The 22,959-nt window shown below is 35.2% G+C and carries 22 protein-coding genes and 1 pseudogene; 1 reads left to right on the plus strand and 22 read right to left on the minus strand.

Features of this window, described 5'->3' with window-relative positions; translation table 11 throughout:
- Positions 1–31: 31 nt before the first annotated feature.
- The 17 genes from CALKRO_RS07630 to CALKRO_RS07710 all read right to left on the minus strand — a co-directional run bounded on the left by CALKRO_RS07630 (position 32) and on the right by CALKRO_RS07710 (position 15,432).
- On the minus strand, positions 32–1,261 hold the full coding sequence (locus CALKRO_RS07630) for an O-acetylhomoserine aminocarboxypropyltransferase/cysteine synthase family protein (RefSeq protein ID WP_013430463.1): 1,230 nt from the start codon (positions 1,259–1,261) through the stop codon (positions 32–34).
- Positions 1,261–1,506, minus strand: a complete 246-nt coding sequence (locus tag CALKRO_RS07635; protein WP_013430464.1) for a sulfurtransferase TusA family protein — start codon at positions 1,504–1,506, stop codon at positions 1,261–1,263. The genes CALKRO_RS07630 and CALKRO_RS07635 overlap by 1 nt, the downstream gene beginning before the upstream one ends.
- Positions 1,499–2,389: a 4Fe-4S binding protein gene (locus CALKRO_RS07640; RefSeq protein ID WP_013430465.1), complete on the minus strand. Its 891-nt coding sequence runs from the start codon at positions 2,387–2,389 to the stop codon at positions 1,499–1,501. Before CALKRO_RS07640 ends, CALKRO_RS07635 begins: the two co-directional genes overlap by 8 nt.
- A gap of 22 nt (positions 2,390–2,411) precedes the next feature.
- Positions 2,412–2,822 (minus strand): M67 family metallopeptidase, encoded by a 411-nt coding sequence (locus CALKRO_RS07645; protein WP_013430466.1) that lies wholly within the window; start codon positions 2,820–2,822, stop codon positions 2,412–2,414.
- Between the two features lie 50 nt (positions 2,823–2,872).
- Positions 2,873–3,685, minus strand: a complete 813-nt coding sequence (locus tag CALKRO_RS07650) for a HesA/MoeB/ThiF family protein (RefSeq protein ID WP_013430467.1) — start codon at positions 3,683–3,685, stop codon at positions 2,873–2,875.
- Positions 3,682–3,891 carry a sulfur carrier protein ThiS gene (gene thiS / locus CALKRO_RS07655; RefSeq protein WP_013430468.1) on the minus strand — a complete coding sequence of 70 codons (210 nt, stop codon included), beginning with the start codon at positions 3,889–3,891 and terminating at the stop codon, positions 3,682–3,684. Before thiS ends, CALKRO_RS07650 begins: the two co-directional genes overlap by 4 nt.
- Before the next feature lie 26 nt (positions 3,892–3,917).
- On the minus strand, positions 3,918–4,634 hold the full coding sequence (locus tag CALKRO_RS07660) for an ABC transporter permease (RefSeq protein ID WP_041741647.1): 717 nt from the start codon (positions 4,632–4,634) through the stop codon (positions 3,918–3,920).
- Entirely contained in the window at positions 4,624–5,463 is an 840-nt protein-coding gene (locus tag CALKRO_RS07665; RefSeq protein ID WP_013430470.1) for an ABC transporter ATP-binding protein, read from the minus strand. Before CALKRO_RS07665 ends, CALKRO_RS07660 begins: the two co-directional genes overlap by 11 nt.
- A gap of 2 nt (positions 5,464–5,465) precedes the next feature.
- Complete coding sequence (locus CALKRO_RS07670) at positions 5,466–6,494, minus strand: aliphatic sulfonate ABC transporter substrate-binding protein (protein WP_013430471.1); 1,029 nt, start codon at positions 6,492–6,494, stop codon at positions 5,466–5,468.
- Positions 6,495–6,910: 416 nt separating this feature from the next.
- Entirely contained in the window at positions 6,911–8,137 is a 1,227-nt protein-coding gene (locus CALKRO_RS07675) for an L-lactate MFS transporter (RefSeq protein ID WP_013430472.1), read from the minus strand.
- Positions 8,134–8,661, minus strand: a complete 528-nt coding sequence (gene purE / locus CALKRO_RS07680; protein ID WP_013430473.1) for a 5-(carboxyamino)imidazole ribonucleotide mutase — start codon at positions 8,659–8,661, stop codon at positions 8,134–8,136. The genes CALKRO_RS07675 and purE overlap by 4 nt, the downstream gene beginning before the upstream one ends.
- A 5-nt stretch (positions 8,662–8,666) precedes the next feature.
- Entirely contained in the window at positions 8,667–9,878 is a 1,212-nt protein-coding gene (locus CALKRO_RS07685; protein WP_013430474.1) for a 5-(carboxyamino)imidazole ribonucleotide synthase, read from the minus strand.
- A gap of 48 nt (positions 9,879–9,926) precedes the next feature.
- Entirely contained in the window at positions 9,927–11,795 is a 1,869-nt protein-coding gene (locus tag CALKRO_RS07690; protein WP_013430475.1) for a DUF4914 family protein, read from the minus strand.
- A gap of 31 nt (positions 11,796–11,826) precedes the next feature.
- Complete coding sequence (locus tag CALKRO_RS07695) at positions 11,827–12,252, minus strand: hypothetical protein (RefSeq protein ID WP_013430476.1); 426 nt, start codon at positions 12,250–12,252, stop codon at positions 11,827–11,829.
- 142 nt (positions 12,253–12,394) lie between these two features.
- Positions 12,395–12,757 carry a DUF2294 domain-containing protein gene (locus CALKRO_RS07700; protein WP_013430477.1) on the minus strand — a complete coding sequence of 121 codons (363 nt, stop codon included), beginning with the start codon at positions 12,755–12,757 and terminating at the stop codon, positions 12,395–12,397.
- 247 nt (positions 12,758–13,004) lie between these two features.
- A complete protein-coding gene (gene hcp, locus CALKRO_RS07705; RefSeq protein ID WP_013430478.1) occupies positions 13,005–14,654 on the minus strand; it encodes a hydroxylamine reductase in 1,650 nt (549 codons plus the stop codon).
- A 49-nt stretch (positions 14,655–14,703) separates the two neighbouring features.
- Entirely contained in the window at positions 14,704–15,432 is a 729-nt protein-coding gene (locus CALKRO_RS07710; protein WP_013430479.1) for an ATP-binding protein, read from the minus strand.
- 110 nt (positions 15,433–15,542) lie between these two features.
- Between CALKRO_RS07710 and CALKRO_RS07715 the strand changes: the two genes are divergently transcribed.
- Positions 15,543–16,223, plus strand: coding sequence for a Crp/Fnr family transcriptional regulator (locus CALKRO_RS07715; RefSeq protein WP_013430480.1), 681 nt, complete (start codon positions 15,543–15,545; stop codon positions 16,221–16,223).
- Between the two features lie 39 nt (positions 16,224–16,262).
- Here the strand turns inward: CALKRO_RS07715 and ftsY are convergent, their stop codons facing one another.
- From ftsY to CALKRO_RS14215, 5 genes and pseudogenes are all read right to left on the minus strand, one after another.
- Entirely contained in the window at positions 16,263–17,168 is a 906-nt protein-coding gene (gene ftsY / locus CALKRO_RS07720; protein ID WP_013430481.1) for a signal recognition particle-docking protein FtsY, read from the minus strand.
- Positions 17,169–17,174: 6 nt separating this feature from the next.
- Positions 17,175–20,708, minus strand: a complete 3,534-nt coding sequence (gene smc, locus CALKRO_RS07725; RefSeq protein WP_013430482.1) for a chromosome segregation protein SMC — start codon at positions 20,706–20,708, stop codon at positions 17,175–17,177.
- Positions 20,709–20,884: 176 nt separating this feature from the next.
- Entirely contained in the window at positions 20,885–21,586 is a 702-nt protein-coding gene (locus CALKRO_RS07730; RefSeq protein WP_013430483.1) for a hypothetical protein, read from the minus strand.
- A gap of 19 nt (positions 21,587–21,605) precedes the next feature.
- The gene (locus CALKRO_RS07735) at positions 21,606–22,208 is read right to left on the minus strand and encodes an amidase domain-containing protein (RefSeq protein WP_013430484.1); all 603 of its coding nucleotides are present in this window, start codon (positions 22,206–22,208) and stop codon (positions 21,606–21,608) included.
- Positions 22,209–22,758: 550 nt separating this feature from the next.
- A pseudogene (locus CALKRO_RS14215) lies at positions 22,759–22,896 on the minus strand (ISNCY family transposase); the annotation flags it as partial.
- Between the last annotated feature and the right edge of the window lie 63 nt (positions 22,897–22,959).

Below are 22,959 nucleotides of genomic sequence, written 5' to 3' on the forward strand. Positions count from 1 at the left end.
ACCCTTCTTTAGTTTTGGGAAACATGCCATTTTAAATCTTTTCAAGTGCCTGGTAAAAATCTTCTATTATGTCTTCTACATCCTCAAGGCCAACACATATTCTTATCATATCTTCATAAACACCCATAGATTCTTTTTCTTCAACAGAAAAGCTTGCATATATAGTTGAAGCTGGATGTACAACAAGTGTCCTTACATCTCCTATATTGGTTGAATTTATGACATATCGCAATGAATCTATCACTTTAAAGGCATTCTCCTTTGTTCCAACCCGTATTGTCAAAATTGCTCCATATTTGCCTCCAAACTGTTCTGTTGCAACTCTAAAGTAACTACTTTCCTCAAGCCCAGGGTAATTTACTGAAACAACCTTCTTATTTTCTTTTAGGGCTTTGGCAAGGCAAAGAGCATTCTCGCAAATCTTTTGCATACGAACACCGAGGGTTTCAAGCCCGATTGTATTTAAAAATGCATTAAAAGGCGATATACAGGCGCCAAAATCTTTAAGTAGGCTATTTCGAAGTCGTGCAATGTACGCAAATTCTCCATATTTTTTGTATTCCCTTAGCAACGGGTACCTATCATAATCAATTTTCATGTTGCTACTTGCAACTACAATTCCGCCAATACAGCTGCCGCTTCCATTAATAAACTTTGATGTTGAGTGAACAACTACATCAGCACCAAGTTTTATGGGTTTTACAAGATACGGTGTTGTGACAGTGCTATCAACAATAAGTGCAATGCCATGCTCATGTGCAAGCTCAGCTATTTGTTTGATATTTGGCACATCCAGTTTTGGATTTCCTATTGTTTCTACAAAAATTACTTTAGTTTTCTCTGTTATATGCTTTTCAAAGCTCTCAATGCTGCTATCTTCTGCAAATCTTGTCTTAATACCAAGGTTTTCAAATGATCTGAACAATGAATATGTGCCACCAAAAATCCCGCTTGCTGATACAATTTCATCTCCACTTTTTACCAAATTCAATATTGCTAAGGCAACGGCTGCCATGCCAGATGATGTGGCAACAGTAGCAATGCCTTCTTCTAAAAATGCTATTCTTCTTTCAAACGCTTCAACTGTGGGATTGTTAATCCTTGTATATATAAAGCCTGGCTTTTTGCCAGAAAAAACCTCTTCCAACTCACGTGCAGTTTCATATTGGAAAGAATTACATTGGTATATCGGAACGTTAGTTGCCCCCTTATTTTCTTTTTGACCAATACCTCCATGAATTAAAGAAGTATTAAACCTCATTACTGCCCACCCTTTTTTACAAATATTGTATATGTCCCATCATTGTTATTTATCACCTTCAAAATCTCATGTCCTTCTTCTTTTAAGCTTCTTGGGACATTTTGAATGGGCTCACCCTCGTTCATTCTTATCTCTATGATTTGCCCTACCTCCATATCCTCCATTGTGGCTTTTGCTTTTACAAATGTCATAGGACACACAAGATTAGTAATGTCCAGAAAAACATCAGCCTTGATATCACTCATCAAAATCACTCCTTTCATTTTCTATTGCTTTTTCCAACTCTTTTTTAAATATATCCCATCCCACTCTCTCTAAGGTATTTCTGAATCTTTCGCCTTGCTTGCCATATTTTTTGTAAAATTCAAGTGTAGCTTGAATGACCTTGTGAACATCCTCTTTTGAAAATAGTATTGGCAAAATTTGTTTTCCAAGCGCTATGTTGTTTCCAAACATACCACCAAAATAGAGAAGATAGCCTGGCTTGCCTTTCCATGAATTTGTGGGGCACGACTTTACACACCTTCCGCAATAGGTACACTTGTCTCTATCTATTGTAATCTTCTTGTTTTTCTCATCTATTTGTATTGCTTTAGTCGGACATACAGCCTGGCAAAGTCCACAAAATGTGCAGCTGCTCTTTTCCCACTCAGGTTTTACTGCTCCTTTTATACCTAAATCATTTTCTTCAGCTTTAAGGCAATTATTACCACAACCTGTTATTCCGATTTTAAATTTGTGTGGAAGTTCCTGGGCATAATATCTCTTGTCACACTCGTTTGCAAGCTCTGTTGTGTCTATAATTCCGTTTGGGCAAATGCTACTGCCTTGGCAAGCAGTAATTGTCCTTACTCTTGGTCCGCATGCACCAGGCTCAATGCCCGCTTCTGATAACTCCTTTTTAACTGCCTCTATATCCTCCAGTCTGATAAATGGTATTTCTACTCCCTGTCGTGCAGTCAGGTGTACATATCCTCTACCATATTTGTTTGCAACCTCGTATATTTTTTTTAATTGTTCGGCACTTAGTCTTCCGCCAACTACTCTTAGCCTCATAGAAAAATAACCTTTTTGGACCTGTCGCATAAACCCCCCTTTTTTTAGCTCACTGTAATTTATTTCTTTCACCTCAGATTACCCCCTAATCTTTTTAAATGATTTGGATTTCTTCCTCTTCTACATAACTTTCATATATCCTAAATGATTTCAGAACAGGATTTTTTTCGTCCATGAGTGATAATATGAGATAGCTCAAACTCTTATCAAAAGCAAGTCTTTTGTCCTCTTCAGATGGCCTTGCGGGTGTGGTTGGATGGCTATGAAAATTGCCAAGTAATACCCAGCCATTTTTTCTCATATCTTTTACAGCTGCAAACTGTTCAAGTGGATCCATTGAAAAATGTTCTGGACTTTGGTCTACATTGGTAAGCAAGTAAACTTTCTTGACAATTCTCTTTTCATCCTCAATAACTCCACCCAGAAGTCCACACGCCTCCATAGGCAAGGAATTCAAACAATGATTTAACATCTCCTCATATAATGTTTTTGGCAATATTATCAATTCTAATTTATCCCTCCTGTTTTTGGTATTCACTTTTGGTACTCTTATCCTTAACCTTTTAAATCACACTGAGGCTGTTCATAGTCGATTAATTCTTTTATTGTTGGATTTTTACCACATACCTCACAGCTTTCTCTCTTGTTTATCTTTATTTTTCTAAATTCCATCTTCAAAGCGTTGTAAATTAAGATATATCCTGTTAGCAGGTCACCAATTCCAAGCAAATATTTAATTGCTTCTGTTGCCTGGATTGTCCCAATTATTCCACCCATCACACCTAAAACTCCTGCCTGTCTGCAAGTTGGAACTGCATCAGGTGGTGGTGGGTTTTGAAAGATACATCTAAAGCACGGCCCTTTCTCTGGCACATAAGTCATGGTTTGCCCATCAAATCTTATGATACCTGCATGTGAAAATGGTTTTTTTAGTATTACACAGGCATCGTTTATCAAAAATTTAGCTGGAAAGTTGTCTGTGCCGTCGATTATAAAATCATAATCTCTATCTTTGATGATGTCTATAATATTGCTTGAATTTACCATTTCACGATAAGTTACTACCTCCACATCAGGATTCATTTGGTTTATCTTTTCCTTTGCAGAAAACACCTTTGGCTTGCCTATATCAGGTGTAAAGTGTATTATTTGTCTTTGAAGATTGGAAAGCTCAACTGCGTCAAAATCGACAAGCCCGATTGTTCCAACACCGGCAGCTGCCAAAAACATTGCAGCAGGACAGCCAAGTCCCCCAGTCCCAATGATCAAAACCTTAGATTCCAAAAGTTTTTGCTGTCCTTTTACACCAACCTCGTTCATGATGATATGTCTTGAGTATCTTTCAAGTTGGGTATCTGTTAACTTCATAATTGTCCACCTCCCATGAAATATAAAAACTCAACCTCATCGCCATCTTTTACTGTAACCTTATCATATTCACTTCTGGGGATAATTTGGCCGTTAATTTGCACTGTTACATATTCTTTCATTGAGACATCCAAAACATCTAACAATTCAAAGATTGTCATCTCTCTTTCAATTTGTACTTCATTTCCATTTGCTTTGATTTTCATTCTTTTCTACCTCCCTCAGGAATTTTTCATGTATTTTTAAGGCCCCATCTAAGTCTTATTTGATTTTCTAAGGGACCAAAAATTGCCTTTTCTATCACAAGCCCAAATACAATTGTTACTATCATCACGCTAATGACTTGACTCATATCTGCAAGATCTCTTCCAACCATGAGTACTTGTCCCAAACCTTTCGTAGCAAAAAGCATCTCACCTGCCATTAGTGCTCTGAATGCAAATGACCATCCTTGCTTCATGCCTGAGATAACGTATGGAAGGCTTGCGGGGATTATTACATTTAAGTAAAGTGTTATACCTTTTGCACCCATCGTCTTTGCTGCTTTTATATAAAGTGGATTGACATTTTTAATGCCTGACTCTACTGCAAGTGTTATAGAAAATAGAGAACCAATTGCAGTTACAAATATAATGGCTTTTTCTGAAAGGCCATACCATAGTATGGCAAATGGTAGCCAGCAGACGCTTGGCAATGTTTGAAAACCAAGAATAAGTGGTCTTAAATTTCTATCTAAAAATCCGAACTTTACTATTGAAAGTCCAAGAATAATTCCCGCAAGAAGAGAAATCAAATAACCTATAACCATTCTTTTAGTTGTTGCCCAGATTGCTATGAACAAAACATTGTTATCCAGAAGTCTTATAAAAGTTTCTGCTACTGATACAGGAGATGGAAACACATAAGGTTTCCATATCTTAAAAAGCTCAACAAAAATTCTATAGACCAATTCCCAAGCTGCTATCAGAGCTATATAAAACAGTGTCCTTTTCAAAACTCCAATCGCTATCGTATTCTGCTTTTGCAATCTTTTCCACCTCATCTTTTAACTCTTTCATAATAGCAGATATCATATAGACTATGTCAGGATTATCAAGAAGTCGCGGTCTTGCAAGTTTTATTTCAAAAACTTTTTTGATTTTTCCCGGGTTTGAAGACATAACCACCACTTTGTCTGCTAAAAGCACTGCTTCTTCTACGTTATGTGTGACAAATATAATTGTCTTTTTTGTTTCCCACCAAATTCGCTGAAGTTCAAGTAACAATATATTTTTAGTTTGGCTATCAAGCGCCGCAAAAGGCTCATCCATGAGCAAAACTTCAGAATCAAGTGTCAAAGCTCTTGCCAAGGCAACTCTTTGTTTCATTCCACCTGATAATTGGTGAACATAAACGTCTTTAAACTTAGTCAGGTGAACCATCTTTAAGTATTTAAGCGCCCTTTCATGTCTCTCTTTTTTGGGCACACCTCGTATTTTCATACCAAATTCAACATTGTCAATTACTTTTAGCCATGGAAATAAAGCTGACTCTTGGAACATTACAACTCTGTCTGGCCCGGGTGACAAGACTTCTCTGCCGTTTAAAAAAACCTTCCCCTCAGTGGGTTTTTCAAGCCCAGCTATTATATTCAAAAGTGTAGATTTGCCACACCCAGAGGGACCAAGAATGCATATAAATTCCCTTTTTTGTACTTCTAAATTTATTTTTTCCAAAACAGTTATTTCTTTGTTTTTTGATTGAAATCTCTTGCTTACATTTTCAATTACCAGTGCCATTTTTAGTACACCTCTTTGTTTTTGATTCTATCTAAAATTTCTGTGTTTACTAACTCTTCTATATTTGGCTTTTCTCTTAAGTATCCCAACTCAAAATATGACTCAATGGCTTTTTCTAAGGATTCTCTTTGTATTTCGCTTGAAAGTTTGATATTTTTGAAGGAATCTTTTAGGATGTCTGCCGGCAGCGGCTTAGAAGTTATCTCAGAAATTTGGTTATTTATTATTTCATATGATTTTTCAGGATTTTTTTCAATAAAGTCTGTTACCTCAAGATGCGCTATGAGAAATTTTTCTACAATATCAGAATGATCTTTTAAAAACTTTGTGGTAGTAATAATTACTGTTGTAGGAATATCTATGTATTGCCTTATTTGGCTACTGTCAAGCACAACATTGCTATTTACTTCTTTTTTCAACCTTGTTCCCCAAGGCTCAGGAACCAACGCAGCATCTATCTGGTTTCTATCAAGCAAAGTTTTAATGTCTGGATTTTCAGCTTGAATAATCTCAACATCTCCACCTTTGGTAGTATCTTTTAGCCCAGCTTTGCTTAGCAAAAACCTTAATACAATATCTTGGGTATTCCCATATTGAGGAACTGCAATTTTCTTGCCTTTTAAGTCATCTAAATTCTTTATATTCAAATCCTGCCCTGAAATCAGCATCATTCCTCCGTTTGTAGCTCCTGCAATAATCTTTATTTCTCCATTTGTCTTTGCAAATCCATTTATCGCTGGTATAGGTCCAATATAGCCTATGTCAACCTCATCTGCTAAAAACGCTTCTATCTCGGCCGGACCTGCATTGAAAACCTTATATTCAACTTTTACATCCTTGCCTATTCTCTTTTGGAAAATACCAAGCTCTTTCCCTACCAATGCTTGGGCATGAGTTATGTTCGGGAAAAATGCAATTCTTACCTTTAGATTTTTGTCTTTTTTTCTTGCATAGCATCCTGAAAGGAGAAATAACAAAGCAATTGGCAATATAAAGAAGGCAATTACTTTATAATATCTTTTTATTTCCATTTATGTACCTCCCTAATATTAACTATTAATATCGAAATACTATGAATTCGGGTTATTTTTTTACCTCTGCTCAAAAAGCTAAAGAGCAGAGGTAAATTTTCAGCTTTAAACTTATAAATTTCTATCTGTATACTTGGTTATTAAAATTATAATACATGGTAATTTTTATGTCAATAGTTTTTTTTAATGTTTTTTTTAAATGGTGAACAGAATATTCATAACTACTTAATTACAACAAAATAAAAAATATGCTTATAGCAATAATTTTGTTGCTGGCAACTGCTATGACTGTTGCAGGTATTAAACTTGTTTCAAGAATAAAAATTGCCTAACTTTTTCAATTTTGTTGTTTACCATCCTCATTGCGGTGCTTTTCTTCTTGTGATTGAAATTTTAGCTCAATGAGGATGGATTTTTTATTCATATTTTCTGGTTGGTTTTAAGTAAAAAAGAATAATTATGATTCCAATTATTGATAATATGGCTGTTATATAGAAATTAAATATATAACTCCCAAAAATATCTCTTATTTTTCCAGACATTAAATTTCCTAAAACAGCTCCTACCCCGTATCCTGTAAATAGAATACCATAATTTTTACTATAGTGAATTGTTCCAAAAAACTTTGCAGTTGCAGTTGGTGCGATTGAGAGCCATCCACCTAAGCTCAACCACAACAAACTAAAAGTTATCATATATAAAAGAGTCATTTTTTCTTTTGCAAAAAGCATACCCATCGAGGCCAAAAACATTAAAGAAAAATTAAATATTGCCGCAAACCTCGGTGTAATTTTATCAACAAGCCATCCAAAAAATGGCCGACCAATCCCGTTAAATATAGCAAATATAGAAACTGACAAAGCAGCAGTTTCAGCTGATAACTTTATTATCTCCTGCCCAACAGGACTTGATATTCCAATCGCCATCAGTCCGCTCAGTGTCCCTATAACAAAACAGAACCAAAGAGCCCAGAAGGTTTTTGTTTTTACCATCTCAGAGGTAGAGTAAGAAATCTCATCTTTTTTGTTCTTAAATTCTACTTCACTTTTTTCTTTTTTAGCTGGAAACTTTAAGGGTATTGATAACAAAATAATTACAACCAAAAAAACTACTCCTAAAATTCTAAATGTTAATTGAGGGCCATATACTTCTATAAGTTTTCTTGCAATAGGCGCTGTAATAAGAGGTGACATTCCAAATCCTAAGACAGTCAATCCCACTGCAAATCCCCTTTTGTCTTCAAACCACTTCGCCGAAACTGCAATTGGCACTCCATACACAATTCCCACGCCAGTTCCAGCAATAATTCCATATCCCAGAATCAGATTTATCAAACCATTAGAAAAACCTGCCAAAATCCAACCAATACTAACCAAAATTCCTCCAACTATTGATACCATCCTTGGTCCAAACTTATCTAAAAACCTTCCAGCAAGTGGCATCAAAATAGCATAGAATACAAGAAAAAACATGTATGGCAAACTACTTTCAGTTGCACTTAGTTTAAATAATTGCTCTAGCGGTTTTCTAAACACACTCCATGAGTATACAGAACCAAGGCATAAATTAATAATGAGTCCTAACAATATGTAAATATAACGTCTTTTGTTGGCTACATAATTTTCAGGATGATTTTTTATCATCCCTCCTGCCTCCTTTTAAGATATTCTTCATACCCAACGCCTTCTAAGTTTTTAGCTTTTTCTTCTACTTCTGATCTCATTTTTTCTTTATATTCAATTACCTTTTGTCTGATATGGGGATACTTTATACTCAGGATTTGAACTGCTAAAATTCCGGCATTTTTAGCATTATTAATTGCAACAGTGGCAACAGGCACTCCTGCCGGCATCTGCACAATCGACAAAAGAGAATCCAGACCATTTAAAGAAGAAGTTTTTACTGGAACGCCAATAACCGGCAAAGATGAAATTGAAGCAACCATGCCAGGTAGGTGTGCAGCGCCGCCAGCCCCAGCAATAATAACTTCTATACCCCGTACTTCTGCCTCTTTTGCATATTTGAACATCCTCTCAGGAGTTCTGTGAGCAGAAACAATTGTTATCTCATACTCTATTTCAAAATTTTCAAGAACTTTTGCTGCCTCTTTCATCACAGGAAGGTCAGAATCGCTCCCCATAATAATTCCAACAAGTGGTTTTTTCATTAAAATTACACCTCCGCTTTAATTTTGAGCACTTCTTTAACTCTCTTTGCTTTTTCAATTGCTACTTCCAAGTCGTCATCAAGTATTGTCACATGCCCCATTTTTCTAAAAGGTGCTGTCATCTTCTTACCATAGAAATGAAACGAAACTCCTTCTATAGACAAACTTTCTGCCAAGCCCTCTATCTTTGGTCTTCCTTTATAATCTTTTTCGCCCAAGAGGTTTATCATGACAGCCGGTGAAAGTTGCTTTGTAGACCCAAGCGGCAGGTCACAGATTGCTCTTATATGCTGTTCAAACTGACTTGTCACGCATGCTTCTATTGTATAATGTCCAGAGTTATGTGGTCTTGGAGCAACTTCATTTATCAAAATTTCGTCATCCTTTGTCAAAAACAACTCAACTCCAAACACACCAACACCATCCAGCACTTCAACCACTTTGATTGCTACTTCTTTTGCTCTTTGCGCTATCTTTTCGTCAATCCTTGCCGGTGCAACTAAAAAATCAAGAATGTTTGCTGACTGTTCAAAAATCATCTCAACTACAGGATAGCTTTTCACATCTCCTCTTTTGTTCCTGGCAACCATCACTGCCAATTCCTTTTTTATGTCAACTAACTCCTCTACAAAAGATTCTGTCTCAAGTACTTTATTTAAATCCTCTTTGTCATTTATTACAACAACTCCTCTTCCATCATAGCCGCCTTTTGAAGCCTTTTGGACACACGGAAAACCAAACTTCTCAAAAAAAGATACATCCAAATGAGTTACCTTTTCAAACCTTGGTACGGGAAGGTTTGCACTTTTGAACATTTGCTTTTGTTTGTATTTGTCTTGAATGACTTCCAAACAATAAGGCGATGGGTAAATGTGGTATCCCTTATCATAAAGATCTTTTAACACTGCTGTGTTGATATGTTCTATCTCATAAGTGGTGATATCGCTTTTTTCAACAAGTTCTTTTAACTTTTCAGGGTTGTAAAAATCACTTACAATCAGCTCATCAGAAACCGAAGCTGCAGGACACTCAGGGCTGGGATCTAAAGAGATGACATAAAAGCCCATCTGTTTTGCCTTTTGCGCAAGCATCTTACCCAGCTGTCCGCCACCAATAATTCCAATTTTCTTTATGGGAAAACTAAAAGTGCTACGATGCATCTCTCTTTTCATCTCTCCTTTCCAAATATAGTTTACCACAAACTCTTCAAAAAACAATAAATGACCTCCCTACAAAATATTTTTTGCAGGGAGGCATTGTTTTGTCTATTTTATCAAAGATACATAGTCATCCAGGCTTCCATCATCCAAGCAGCATTCTATAATTCTTCTTCCAAGGGGATGTAAATCCAATGTTTTGAATTTTATAATCTCTTTTTTGAAAAACTCTGTCAAAATCTTTGCACCCTCCATATAACCTTCTTCTCCAACCTCTTGCTGAAGGTCAACCTGGAGTAAAAACTTTGGTATATAAGTTCCTTCAACTTTCATGTATTCAAGTGCCCATCCCAAAAGCGGCAACTTTGCAGGCTTTAGCTGGTCAGGTCTTAATTTTACATTGCCTCTTTTAGCTAAATACTCTCTTGTTATCCATTGTGGCATAAAACCAACCTTGTATGCACCTATGTGCTGGTTTGGAATGAGAATATACTGAGTTTTTGTAAACTGTAAAATCTGTTCAAGCAAAAGATTTGCTTGCTTTACCATAAGTCCTGTCGCAAATGGCCAGTAAGAACCAACTCCTTCAGAACTCAATGCTTCTGCCTGTGTTATGCTTGGATTTGCATGGCCGCGGGGGCTAACAAGCCTCCACAGCCATGCCAATGCAGGTGGTAAAAGGTGAAACATCCCTATAATACCGTAAGTCGGCTTTTGTTTAGTGCAAGGTGGTGTTCTCACTCCAAAGCTTCGTATGTCAACCTCAACAGGCTCATCCACAATGTTCGGAATAAACCTGCGAGGCAAAATAACCCTTGGATTAGGGCAAGGTTTTCCTGGCTCATCCATTGTGTGTTCCCATATAAGACAGGTTGAACCAGGCACACCCTCTAAATTTAAGAATATTAACGGCTCGGGTGGATGAATGCAAAGCCTTTCAAGCTGTGGGTCTGTACCGTAATGTGGAATATTATCAAGTCTTACAAACCAACCTTGTTCTGCGTCTTTTACAACCATTTTTGAACCCTTTTGAAGGCTGGGATGAACAAGTGCTATATCGTCTGTCACGGGATGTATCTCGCAAGATTCTTTTATCTCAAGGTAAATTCTTTCTTTGGTTATAATATTTTCTCCAAGCAAAACTCTATTGTCTTTTTCTCTATGCATCTGCTGGCACATTTCACTCTTTCCGCCACCACTTGCTCCCTCGTGCATGATTGTTATCACGTTGTCATATGGCGTAACAATCCTGACTGTCGAAGCATGTGCAGCAACCCAGCCTTCCATTTCACCGATGTTCAAAAGCACACCATATACTCCCTTTTTAGCACTTGGTCCTGGGTACAAGTTATATGAAAATATTTCATGGACGCCATTCAACCTATTGTGCACAACCACTTGTTTTCCGTTAAAATGTGTGTGTCTAAATGGTGGAGCTACATATATCACTGCTTTTGGTTCAAAAACATCGATCTTTTCAAATTCGCTTTTTGGAATAAATCCCTGGATATCAGCAAGCGCAAATCCAAAAAATGCAGCATTGAGCGGAGCTATTACAAGAGCAGGATATCCATGTTCCTTTCCTCCAGCATAAAATCCATATACTACTAATTCTTGTTTTTTAAGCCATTCAAATGTTTCTTTCCTCACTGTTTCAAAATTGTCTCCATAAATGTCTTTATATCGTTGTTTGTCAGTTTCCCCATCATCACCAATAATTAAACTATCTGGGTCTCTTCTTCTCATGTACACATCAGGATAATTTACAACAATGCCATTTTTGCATCTTGTAACTATGGCCTCAACTACTTCACCCTTACCTTCTACCTCATATTTCACCTCAAACACCATATTATCTTTTCCACCAAGGGATAAATCTATAAAATCAAGTCTCTTTTCTGGCATAATTATTCCCTTGCAGCTGCTTAAAATTTCATACACTTCATCTTTTACCTTTAAGTTTAGAAGCTTGATCATCGCAATATATACCCCCTATCAAGAAAATTTTTCAGTTACTCTCAATAAACTCAATCTTCTCAATCAAAAGTTTTAAAAGATATCTGTAGTTTTCAATTACCTCTTTGTCTTGCCTGAAATACTCTCCATTTTCTCTAAAAAACTCCACAACATAATACTCCAAACATTGCACCACAATTTTTAAGTCTTTGAGAAAATTTTTATCTTTCCTTATATAAAAGTTAAGGGTTTTGGTGTTTAGGCGAAATACATCCAACAAAACAAGTGGCAAGGCCCACAGGTCAATGTAACTTCCGTCCCAAAAATACTTATAAAAGAAGCCTGTTAAAAATGGATTTGTCTCACAGTATTCTTTAAAAAATTTCTCTATGAGTATAAAAAATGTTTTTCTTGTAAACAGTTTTGACGCTAAGTCCTGAGTCTTGTGGAGGTTTGCCTCATAAATTTCAGCAAACAATACAAATACCTCCTTAATTTGTATTTATCACCTCTGCAGGGCATCAAAAAAGGCCAATATTCGCAAAGCTTTTTTGCCCTGCAAATATTGGCCTACCTTGCAACTGGCCAATTTATTGGCCCCTTGCTCGGTCTGCCAAATTTTACTTACTCAATTTTTTTTCTAAGTTCTCATTTAGAGTTATTACAATTACTTTTTCACCATTTACTGTGTTCACATCTGAGTAAATGCCAGCAATATCAACATCAATTACCTGTTTTATTAAGTTTGCCAAATCCTCTTTTGCATTCTCAAACAAAGTTGCTCTCACCTTTTTGATAAGTTCAATGCCTTCCTTAGTTTGTGCAAGCTTTTTCTCTGTAGGGCTTAAAAAACCAATTAGTCTCACAACAATAATGTCCTCTGTAATTATAGTTTTTATCTGCTTTGGTCCTCTGCCCATGTATTCTATTTCGAACTTGCTTACTGCCTCGCTGATTTTTGCTTCTATCTGCCCTTTTGTCATTTCGCTTTTCTAAAAACCATCCCTGCTTTGTTCAACTTCTTTTTTTAGTATAGCAAAATGAAATTTGTATGTCAATATATTTCAACTAAATTATTCTGTATATTGCTAAATCATTGATTATTCTAAATTTTAAAAGCTTAACTTTATGTAAATTGCAAGTTTGAATTTTTCATTATGCACCTTGAGATAATAAAAAAGCAGGGCTGTGTTTTTTCCTCACACAACCCCGCCTTTTATCCTATTTCACTTATTTTTTTGACAAAATTTCGTTCAAATCATTCTCTGGGTTTGAAATAGGTTTTATATTGAATCTCTCAACAAGTACCTGCAGAATATTTGGCGAAACAAATGCTGGCAGTGATGGACCCAAGTAGATGTTTTTAATACCAAGGGACAACAGTGTCAAAAGTATCGCTACTGCTTTTTGTTCAAACCACGAAAGAACAAGTGTAAGTGGCAAATCATTTACATTAACTCCAAAAGCCTTTGCAAGTTCAATTGCGATAATGATTGCAGAATATGCATCGTTGCACTGACCAACATCTAAAAGTCTTGGAAATTCAGCAACCATTCCAAAGTCTTTCTTATTGAATCTATACTTTCCACATGCAAGCGTCAAAATAAGCGTGTCTTTTGGAGTTTTTTCAGCAAACTCTGTATAGTAGTTTCTACCTGGCTTTGCACCATCGCATCCACCAATTAAGAAGAAATGCTTGATCTGACCACTTTTTACAGCCTCAATTATCTTGTTTGCAACACCAAGCACAGTATTGTGAGCAAATCCAACAAGGATTTTCTTTTCTTCTTCGTCTTCCTGCCAACCACCAAGTTCTAATGCCTTTTGAATAATTGGCGTGAAATCCTTTTTGCCATTTACTTCTTCAATGTGTGCAACACCATCAAACCCAACAACACCCGTTGTAAATATTCTGTCTCTGTAACTGTCGCGTGGTTTTTGCAGACAGTTTGTGGTCATCAAGATACAACCTGGAATACCGTCAAATTCCTTTTGCTGGTCTTGCCATGCACCACCATAATTACCAACAAGATGTTTGTACTTCTTTAGCTCTGGATAACCATGCGCAGGAAGCATTTCACCGTGTGTATAGATATTTATTCCTTTTCCTTCTGTTTGCTCTAAAAGTTCTTTTAAGTCTTTCAAATCATGACCAGAGACAATTATAAATGGTCCTTTTTTCTTGGAAATCAAAACTTCTGTTGGCTGTGGATGACCAAAAGTCTCAGTGTGAGCTTTGTCCAAAATTTCCATACATTTAAAATTCTTCTTTCCAAGTTCCATACAAAGGTTATAAAGCTCATCTGTTGACAAGTTGCTGTCCAGCGTTTTTGCAAGTGCCGTAAAGAAGAAATTGTTCACATCATCATCCTTGTAGCCAAGCCTATATGCATGATGAGCATATGCAGCCATTCCTTTTAAGCCATAAATAAGGAGCTCTCTTAAAGACCTGACATCCTCATCAATGTCATCTGCCAGAATTCCTACCTTTTTCCCGTCTGTTATCATCTCTTCAACATTTTCTGGTGGCCGATAGTAAACGGCAGCGGGTAGATTATCTAAGTTAGAAACTTGATTTTTTAGATTTTCTTTCACGCTGTCTGCTTCAAGAATATATCTTACAAATCTTTTCTCATCAAAGTTCACATTTGTAAGGGTAGAAAATAGAGCATCCATCATGAATTTGGTTGTACCTTCATCAATCTTTTTTCCTTCAGCTAAAATCTTGCTGCCCAAGTATGCAATGCCTTTTAACTGGTATAAGAGCAAATCCTGAAGTGTAGCAACTCTGCTGTCTTTCCCACAAACACCTACCTTTGTGCAGCCTTTCCCACCTGCTGTCTGTTCGCATTGGAAACAAAACATATCAGTTTGAATCATCACAATATAACACCTCCCAAAATATTATCAATTTTTATTTACCCAAAAATTATTCTTTTATACCACCATCGGTGGTAATTGTTACCTCTTGATACGGCAAAATCTTCTGTGCCTGAAGCATGGCCTTTTTAACTATGCTTGCAATACCATTGCAACAAGGAACTTCCATCTTGACAACTGTGATGCTTTTTATATTATGACTTTGAATAATTTCTAAGATTTTTTCATAGTAATATTCAATATTGTCAAGCTTTGGACATCCTATTATTGTCACTTTTCCTTTCATAAAATCTCTGTGGAAAGATGCATATGCATAGGCAACACAGTCAGCAGCAATGAGTATATGCGCGTTATCAAAAAACTTTGCATAAGGATTAACAAGATTTAGCTGTACCGGCCAGTTAACAAGTTCAGAAAACTCTTTTTTGGTCTCTTCTACCTTTTGATTTTTTTCCTCTGAAGTTGTATCAATATTGTTTCTTTCAATAATCTTTTCCTGAGAACCAGGGCACATACATGAAAACTGCCCACGCTGTTTTTTCTGATTGAGCCTTTCTTCCACAGCCTTTTCATTGAATGGTTTCGCTTCAGCTTCAATTATCTCAATTGCCCCTGTTGGACAAACAGGTAAACAATTTCCAAGTCCGTCACAATATTCTTCACTGACAAGTTTTGCCTTGCCATTTACAAGCTCAATCGCACCCTCAATACATGCATTCACACACAGTCCGCATCCATTGCACTTTTCCTCGTTGATCTTTACAATCTTTCTTATCATTTTCAACCATCCCTCTCTGTTTACTTGCAATTATATTTTATATGGTTTAGAATATATTTGCGGTAACATATGTTACAGCTTTATATCCATTTTAAAGAAGGTGAAAACCGATGCATCTTGAAAGGGTACGTCAAAGCAAGCTGTTTAAGATGATGGATCAAAGCGAAATAAAAGAGATATTGGATACCTTTCATATTCTTAAAAAGGATTTTGAAAAAGACCAGGTGATTGTACTTGAAGGTGACGAATGCAGCTTTGTAGGACTTATACTCAGCGGAATGGTTGAAGTGAAGAAAAGCTCTGTCTCAGGCAAAGAATATACTATAACTACATTGTCACAAGGCGATACGTTTGGTGAAGCTGTCATATTTTCTTCGGCAAACACTTTTCCTGCGACAATTGTTTCAAAAACCAAAACAGAGGTTATATTTATTCCAAAGCATGCCATAATTGAGATGTGCAAAAAGAACGAAAAGTTTTTACACAACTTTTTAAACCTTCTTTCAGATAGAATCCTTCTCTTGAACACTAAACTTAAAGAAAATACGCTTTCTACTTTGAGACAAAAGATTTGTAATTTTTTAATTGAAGAGTACAAAAAACAAAAAACTACAAAATTAAGACTAAATTTGACAAAGCAAGAGCTTGCCAAAATTTTTAATGTGCAAAGGCCTTCACTTTCAAGAGAGCTTATAAAAATGAAAGAAGAAGGACTAATTGATTTTTGGGGAAAAGAGATCTGGATAAAAGATCTGGAAAAAATAGAGGAGCATTTATACGAAGATATATAAAAGGCTGGAGCTATTCCTCCCCAGCCCTGTTAAATTTTATTAGTTTTCAAAAAGAGCGTCTACAAATTCTTTTGCATTAAAATACTGAAGATCATCTATCTTTTCTCCAACACCTACAAACTTTACCGGAATCTTTAGCTCATCATAGATGGAAATTACGATACCACCTTTTGCCGTACCATCAAGCTTTGTAAGTACAATTCCAGAAATATTGACTGCCTGATTAAACTCTTTTGCTTGATTTAGAGCATTTTGACCGGTTGTTGCATCAATTACAAGCAAAGTCTCTTTTGCAGCTTCTGGCATTTGCTGATTTATTACCCTGTTAATCTTTTTGAGCTCCTCAATCAAATTTTTCTTAGTATGAAGTCTGCCAGCCGTGTCTACTATCAAAACATCAGCCTTTCTTGCCCTCATCGCCTGGATACCATCGAACACAACAGCTGCCGGGTCAGCTCCTTCCACATGCTTTATAATGTCACACCCAACCCTTTTTGCCCAAATCTCAAGCTGTTCTGCAGCTGCTGCTCTAAATGTGTCTGCTGCCGCAACTAAAACCTTTTTACCATTTGATTTTAAAAGATTTGCAATTTTACCTATGGATGTTGTCTTGCCAACACCGTTTACACCAACCATCAGAATTATGAGGGGATACTTTTCACTTAACTTGTTTTCAAGATTAATAATATTCAACATCTCCTCTTTTAAAAGTTCTTTTACAATTTGAGGATCAAGAATTCTTTCTTTTTTAACCCTCTCTTTGAGATTTTCTATTATTTTTTGAGATGTTTTGACACCAACGTCTGAGAGTACCAAAACCTCTTCAAGTTCTTCAAAGAGATCATCATCTATTTGCCTGAATGATTTTAATAAACTCTCCACCTTCTCAGTAAAATTCTTTTTAGTCTTTGAAAGACCTTCTTTAAGTCTATCAAAAAATCCCATCTTCTATCATCCTTTCTGTATTTTTTCAATGTTTAGCGATAAAACTTTTGAAACACCGCGTTCTTCCATTGTAACACCATATAGAACGTCGGCAATCTCCATTGTGGGTTTCCTATGGGTAACGATAATGATTTGGCTCTGGTTATTTAAATTCTTTATATACTGGGCAAACCTTTGAACATTTGCCTCATCCAAGCTGGAATCTATCTCGTCTAATATGCACAAAAGAGAACCTTTAAATGTTAAGAATGCGAACAAAAGTGCAATTGCTACCAAAGCCTTTTCTCCACCCGAAAGAAGATTTATATTTTGCAGCTTTTTGCCTGGAGGCTTAACATCAATATCTACACCAAGCTCGCCATCCTGCCCTATGAGCTTCAAATCACAACTTCCTCCGCCAAAAAGCTCAAAGAATATCTCTGAAAACAAACTCTTTATCTTTTCAAAGTTTTCTAAAAATATCTCTTTCATATTTTTTTCAAGATGACTAATAAGTCTTTTTAACTCATCTGTTGTCTTCTGCAAATCTTCAATCTGTTTTTGCAAAAATTGCATTCTTTCCTGTAGCCTCTTCTCCTGATCAATTGAATATAACTTTACTTCCCCCAATTCAGAAAGCGCTTGAATACATCTTTCAAGTTCATCTTCTTTCTCTTTTGACCAAAAAACTTCTCTATTTGAAGTATTGATTTCTTCATTAAATGTTTCAAAATATTTTTCTTTTATATTCTTCATATAGTTTTCAACATCATGCTTTTCAAGAGCAATTTGCCCAAGTTTTTTTTCTATCTCCTGAATTTTATTTAAAGCTTCATTTAACTTTTTTTGCTCAGAATTGTATCGGTCAGAAAGTTCAGAGTAATCTTTCTCAAGCCGCTGCAAATTATTTTTAAACTCTTCTGCTTTCTGTTTTTTCTCCTCTATCTCCTCAGAAGTTTGAAAAATTTGCCCCTCAATCTCTTTTATATTCTCTTCACATTTTACCTTCTCATTGGACCTGTACATTTTTTGATTCTCTATCTCAACCATGTTGTAACTTTTACTTTCAAGCTTGTGTTTTAATATAGAAATCTCTGCTTCAATCTTATTCTTTTCTTCTATCGCTTTTGTGAACTTACCATCCAAAAAATTATAATCTTCTTTTAGTTTGCTCAAAGTAGTTTTAAGATTTGAAATCTTTTTTTCCAATCCCTCTTTTGATTTTTTGAGATTTTCTAAGTTTTCCTGTGAAGACTTTATGTCGCATTCAAGTGTTATGAGTTGCTGACCTATCAAATTCTTTTCGTTTTCTAAAGCATCTTTATTTTGGGCAAGCTGTTTTATCTTGTAGTCATACATCTCAATTTCTCTTTCAAGCTCATTCATTTTCGACAATAAATCATTTAAGTTTTCTTCCGTTTCTTGCTTCGCAGTTTTCAGATCATACAATACTTTACTATTTTCTATAATCAATCTATCCATTTCCTCAAGCTTGGATGAAAGGTTTTTAACATCAAGTTCCAGCTCTTCTTTTTCCACTTTTCTTTCCAAAAGAGAAAAATCCGCTTTCTTCTCACCACCAACAAAAACCCCACCTGGTGAAATTAGCTCTCCCGAAAGTGTAACACACCTTGCCTTATACCCTACCTTTCTTTGATACTCTATAGCTCTGTCGATAGTATCAAAAACTAAGGTCCGACCAAGCAAAAATTCTACTACCTTTCTCAATTCATCATTTATATCAATAAACTCATCTGCAAATCCTAAAAAGCCATCTGCGTTAATATCTTCTTTTTGACTCAAAACCGAAACAGTATCAATAGGTATAATTGTGACCTTGCCAAGTTTCTCATTCTTTGCTATCTCTATTATCCTTTTTGCATCATCTTCATTTTTCACAACAAGGTGCTGCAAAGAACTGCTCAGGGCTGTTTCAATAGCTTTTAGATATTCTCTTTTGACAGATATCAAACTTCCCACCGTCCCATACAGACAAATAGGAAGATTTTTTACACGTTTGAAAATTTCCTTGATTGTCTTGCTGTATCCTTCATAGCTCTCTTCCATCATTTTTAAAATGCTTAATTTTTCTTGCTTTTTTATCAGCTGTTTTGAAAGATCTTCTACTAAACTTCTGATGTTGGCAAGATGACTCTCTTTTTCTGATACCTGCTGGTTTAAATCTTCCAGTAAAATAATAAGCTTTTTCTTTTCATTATCTAATTCTTTAAGTTTTGACTTTTTTGTATCTTGTGCAACGGTCAGTTTTTCAAGTTCATTTAAAATAGCATTTGTCTGCTCAATTATTTTCTCTTTTCTATTTTCTAAAGTACCTGACAAATGCAAAATTCCATTTAATTTTTGGTTAAACTTTTCTATCTGGGATATGCATTCAATTAACTCTGCTTCTTTCTTTTGGATTTCTGAATCTATTTTTGTAATGCTTTCTTTTAAAGCTGTAATTTGTTTTTGTAACTTTGCATAAACCTCTAAAACGTTTCTATGCTCTTCTTCTTTTTCAGAAAGACTCTTTTGTAATTCTTCTATGTTCTTTTTTAAGTCCTCTTTTTGTTTCTCAAGCTGTAAAATTTGCTCTGCCAAATGATCTTTAAGTTGCTGCTTACTTTCAAGCTGCTTTTTTAAAAACTTTAATCGTGCGGTGTCTTCTGTGAGTTCACCTTTTATATTATCATAAGATATTTTTATTTCCTCTATCTGGTGGGTCAACAGGTCCATTTGCAATTTGTTCTGATCTATACTTTCTTCAAGTTTTCTTCTCATGTGTATTAATTTTTCAAGTTCCTCATTTAATTCCTTCTCTTTTATGAGAAAATCATGATATCTTTTGCCTTTCAAGTTATACTCATAAACATACTTTTCTTTTTTCAAACTTTGGAGTCTTTGATTTATTTGTAGATATGTCTTGGCTTTTTCTACATCTGGCTTAATTTCCTCCAGCTGTGTTCTCAGTTCAAACATTACATCCTGAAGTCTTTGAATGTTCTCCTCTGTTGCCTTAAGCTTTCTCTCTGTCTCTTCTTTTCTGTACTTATACTTTGTAATCCCACACGCTTCTTCAAAAATCCTATACCTTTCTACAGGCCTTGCATTTATTATCTCATCAACTCTACCTTGGGAGATAATAGAATATCCATCTTTTCCAAGGCCAGAGTCAAGAAAAAGCTCATACACATCTTTCAATCTGCAAGGAATTTTGTTTATAAAAAATTCACTTTCACCACTTCTAAAAAGCCTTCTTGTTATCACCACTTCTTGATAATCGATGGGAAGAACCCCGCTTGAGTTGTCAAAACATATAGAAACCTCAGCAAAACCCTGAGATTTTCTCTTCTCTGTGCCGGCAAAAATAAGGTCTTCTTGTTTTGCTGCACGCAAAAGTTTAAGGCTCTGCTCACCTAAAGCCCATCTAATTGCGTCTGTGATATTGCTCTTGCCACAACCGTTTGGTCCAACTATTGCAGTAATGCCTTTTTCAAACTCTATCCTTGTCTTTTCACAAAAAGATTTAAAACCATAGATTTCAAGCCATTTTATGTACATCTTTAGCTCTTCCCCCATAAAGATTAAAACAACAATTATTTTAGCAAAAATATAGGGACAATTCTATACCAGTGTTTCAAAATGATTTTTTAAAAAGATAAACTAAAAGAGGCTATCCATTTGGTTTTAGATAGCCTCTCTCAATTTTATGAATTGATATTATATTTTTGTAATTTTTATGGTTCATACCCAGGGAGAAAATTGAATGTTTCTGAAGTTATTTTCCACTCTCCATTTTCTTTTTCTAAGTTGAAACCATACCTTTCACCAAATTTTACTTTATATTCACGTACTTTCTTAGGTAACTTTTCAGCTTTTTCGATAAACCTTTTCTGTTCTTCAGCTGACATTTTATAACCTTTAGCATTGGTTATTTCATTTAATTCAGAAGGCGGAATTGTATCAGTATCTAAAGCCAAACCTACAGATTTATATTCACCAAATACGTCTACAACAACTGTTGCTTTGTCTCCATTGATTTTTATTTCTAAAAATTTTATATCAGTCATTTTATGTTCAACAGGTTTAAATGAAGAGGGATATGCATCAAAAAGTACAGCATTCTTATAAATTTCCAATCTATTGGCCATCCAGCCGTATTTATTACTATAATACTTTTCACATGCTTGAGTAATTTCCTTTAATTTTCTATTTACAACTTCTTGAGGAATCTGAATGTCAGGTGATTTTGTATATTCTGCAGGATAGTCAAGCATTCCATGTGCTAATTTTAAAGCCCCTATTACTGTTTTCTTTATTTCCTGTTCATTATCTAATTGTTGACTACTTTTTACATTAATAGCAATAATTAATGCGCTGCACAAAATTAGTATTGATATTAAAGAAATAATTAAAGAGAAAATTTTCCTATCCTTCATTCTCAACACCTCTCTCATCTCATTTTGGACGAATTGCTACTATTGTGGTAGTAGTAGCTCTGACATTGTATGGTTTTAAATGCCAAATTGCATGAAATCTATCATAAGTGTGTTGATCTTGAACATTGCCAGTTCTCCCATAAGTAGAATCGTACCCTAAACCTACAGAAACACCAGCATGGTCAAATCTTCCATCTGAATTCCAATCATAAAATAGAATATCACCAGGTTGAAGTACATCATTATAATCATTAAAGCCTATTTGCCCCTCATATTTCCATCTACCTAAAATCGTTCCCCTGGCTGAGTTTGATAGATATCTGTACAAATCATCAGCTACACTCCAAGCTGTTCCCCAATTCCACCACCAAAGAACTTTCTCGCAATACCAACCATTTTGTTTATCAAATGGCAAAGTTCCTCCCTCATGCATTGCTTGAGATGCAAAATTTGTGCAATCTGCGTCAAAACTAGGGTAGTTTGAATTTCTGCTTAGTGCCCAAATATCTGCATATGAAGCAGCCCCAAAGCTATTGTAAGCTGCTTCAACTTTTACGCAATTGAAACAGTTTATCAGAACAAAACAGATAAGCATTAAAGATAGCGCAATGTTTCTTTTCATAGTCTATCCCCTCCATCCACACAAAATACCATGTTTGATTTTAGGCTCTTAAGTATTGCATTTTCAATTTGCTAATGTTGTACTCTTATGTTTCTTAATAATTTCAGCAGAAATATAAATAGTTATACAAAACGGAAATATATTATTTTAGTATACAAAAGTTTTAATGGAATAATATCACCTCTTTGGTAATTTATTTGTCTTTATAATATAAAAAAAAAGAAAAAAATCAATGTGTACTTTTCACAAAATTCAGAGTTATATTTTATTATCTTTTACCATTTCTGCGACTGGCTTTCAAGCGATATGTAAATATTCTGAATTTAACAACAGAATAAAGGTGTTAAAGAGAAAAGCATAACGGGTTTAGGAATTTCGAGAGGTTCAAAAAAAGGATACTGGTATGTCTTACAAACTAATAAGATAGCAAATGTAAATACTTAAAAATTCATTTTTTAGTATGGAATAGACTTAGTTGATATGTTTTTTTCAATTAAATTAGGTTGTTGAATAAAAAAATATTACCAACAATACATAAAATAAACACAAATTATTGATTCCATTCATAAGAAAAAGAAAACTTCTTGCCTTCTAACTTTCTAAGAAGTTGCTCAAACAAAAAAGTAATTAGTATCCAATCAATATACCTTTTATAATTTCTAAATCCCTTGAGCCTCACATTCTCAAGAGGGTGTGTAAATAATTTTGTGTATTTAAGATAAGCCATCCTTCTTGGTAAGTAATCATTCAA

The organism is Caldicellulosiruptor kronotskyensis 2002, assembly GCF_000166775.1.
In the GTDB taxonomy this organism is placed as follows: Bacteria; Bacillota; Thermoanaerobacteria; order Caldicellulosiruptorales; family Caldicellulosiruptoraceae; genus Caldicellulosiruptor; species Caldicellulosiruptor kronotskyensis.

What these genes read in the sequence shown, in the direction of transcription:
- CALKRO_RS07630 (WP_013430463.1), bottom strand. Translation starts at nt 1,261, where the DNA reads ATGAGGTTTAATACTTCTTTAATTCATGGAGGTATTGGTCAAAAAGAA.
- CALKRO_RS07635 (WP_013430464.1), bottom strand. Translation starts at nt 1,506, where the DNA reads ATGAGTGATATCAAGGCTGATGTTTTTCTGGACATTACTAATCTTGTG.
- CALKRO_RS07650 (WP_013430467.1), bottom strand. Translation starts at nt 3,685, where the DNA reads ATGAAGTTAACAGATACCCAACTTGAAAGATACTCAAGACATATCATC.
- thiS (WP_013430468.1), bottom strand. Translation starts at nt 3,891, where the DNA reads ATGAAAATCAAAGCAAATGGAAATGAAGTACAAATTGAAAGAGAGATG.
- CALKRO_RS07665 (WP_013430470.1), bottom strand. Translation starts at nt 5,463, where the DNA reads ATGGCACTGGTAATTGAAAATGTAAGCAAGAGATTTCAATCAAAAAAC.
- CALKRO_RS07670 (WP_013430471.1), bottom strand. Translation starts at nt 6,494, where the DNA reads ATGGAAATAAAAAGATATTATAAAGTAATTGCCTTCTTTATATTGCCA.
- CALKRO_RS07675 (WP_013430472.1), bottom strand. Translation starts at nt 8,137, where the DNA reads ATGATAAAAAATCATCCTGAAAATTATGTAGCCAACAAAAGACGTTAT.
- purE (WP_013430473.1), bottom strand. Translation starts at nt 8,661, where the DNA reads ATGAAAAAACCACTTGTTGGAATTATTATGGGGAGCGATTCTGACCTT.
- CALKRO_RS07690 (WP_013430475.1), bottom strand. Translation starts at nt 11,795, where the DNA reads ATGATCAAGCTTCTAAACTTAAAGGTAAAAGATGAAGTGTATGAAATT.
- CALKRO_RS07700 (WP_013430477.1), bottom strand. Translation starts at nt 12,757, where the DNA reads ATGACAAAAGGGCAGATAGAAGCAAAAATCAGCGAGGCAGTAAGCAAG.
- hcp (WP_013430478.1), bottom strand. Translation starts at nt 14,654, where the DNA reads ATGATTCAAACTGATATGTTTTGTTTCCAATGCGAACAGACAGCAGGT.
- CALKRO_RS07710 (WP_013430479.1), bottom strand. Translation starts at nt 15,432, where the DNA reads ATGATAAGAAAGATTGTAAAGATCAACGAGGAAAAGTGCAATGGATGC.
- CALKRO_RS07715 (WP_013430480.1), top strand. Translation starts at nt 15,543, where the DNA reads ATGCATCTTGAAAGGGTACGTCAAAGCAAGCTGTTTAAGATGATGGAT.
- ftsY (WP_013430481.1), bottom strand. Translation starts at nt 17,168, where the DNA reads ATGGGATTTTTTGATAGACTTAAAGAAGGTCTTTCAAAGACTAAAAAG.
- smc (WP_013430482.1), bottom strand. Translation starts at nt 20,708, where the DNA reads ATGTACATAAAATGGCTTGAAATCTATGGTTTTAAATCTTTTTGTGAA.
- CALKRO_RS07730 (WP_013430483.1), bottom strand. Translation starts at nt 21,586, where the DNA reads ATGAAGGATAGGAAAATTTTCTCTTTAATTATTTCTTTAATATCAATA.
- CALKRO_RS07735 (WP_013430484.1), bottom strand. Translation starts at nt 22,208, where the DNA reads ATGAAAAGAAACATTGCGCTATCTTTAATGCTTATCTGTTTTGTTCTG.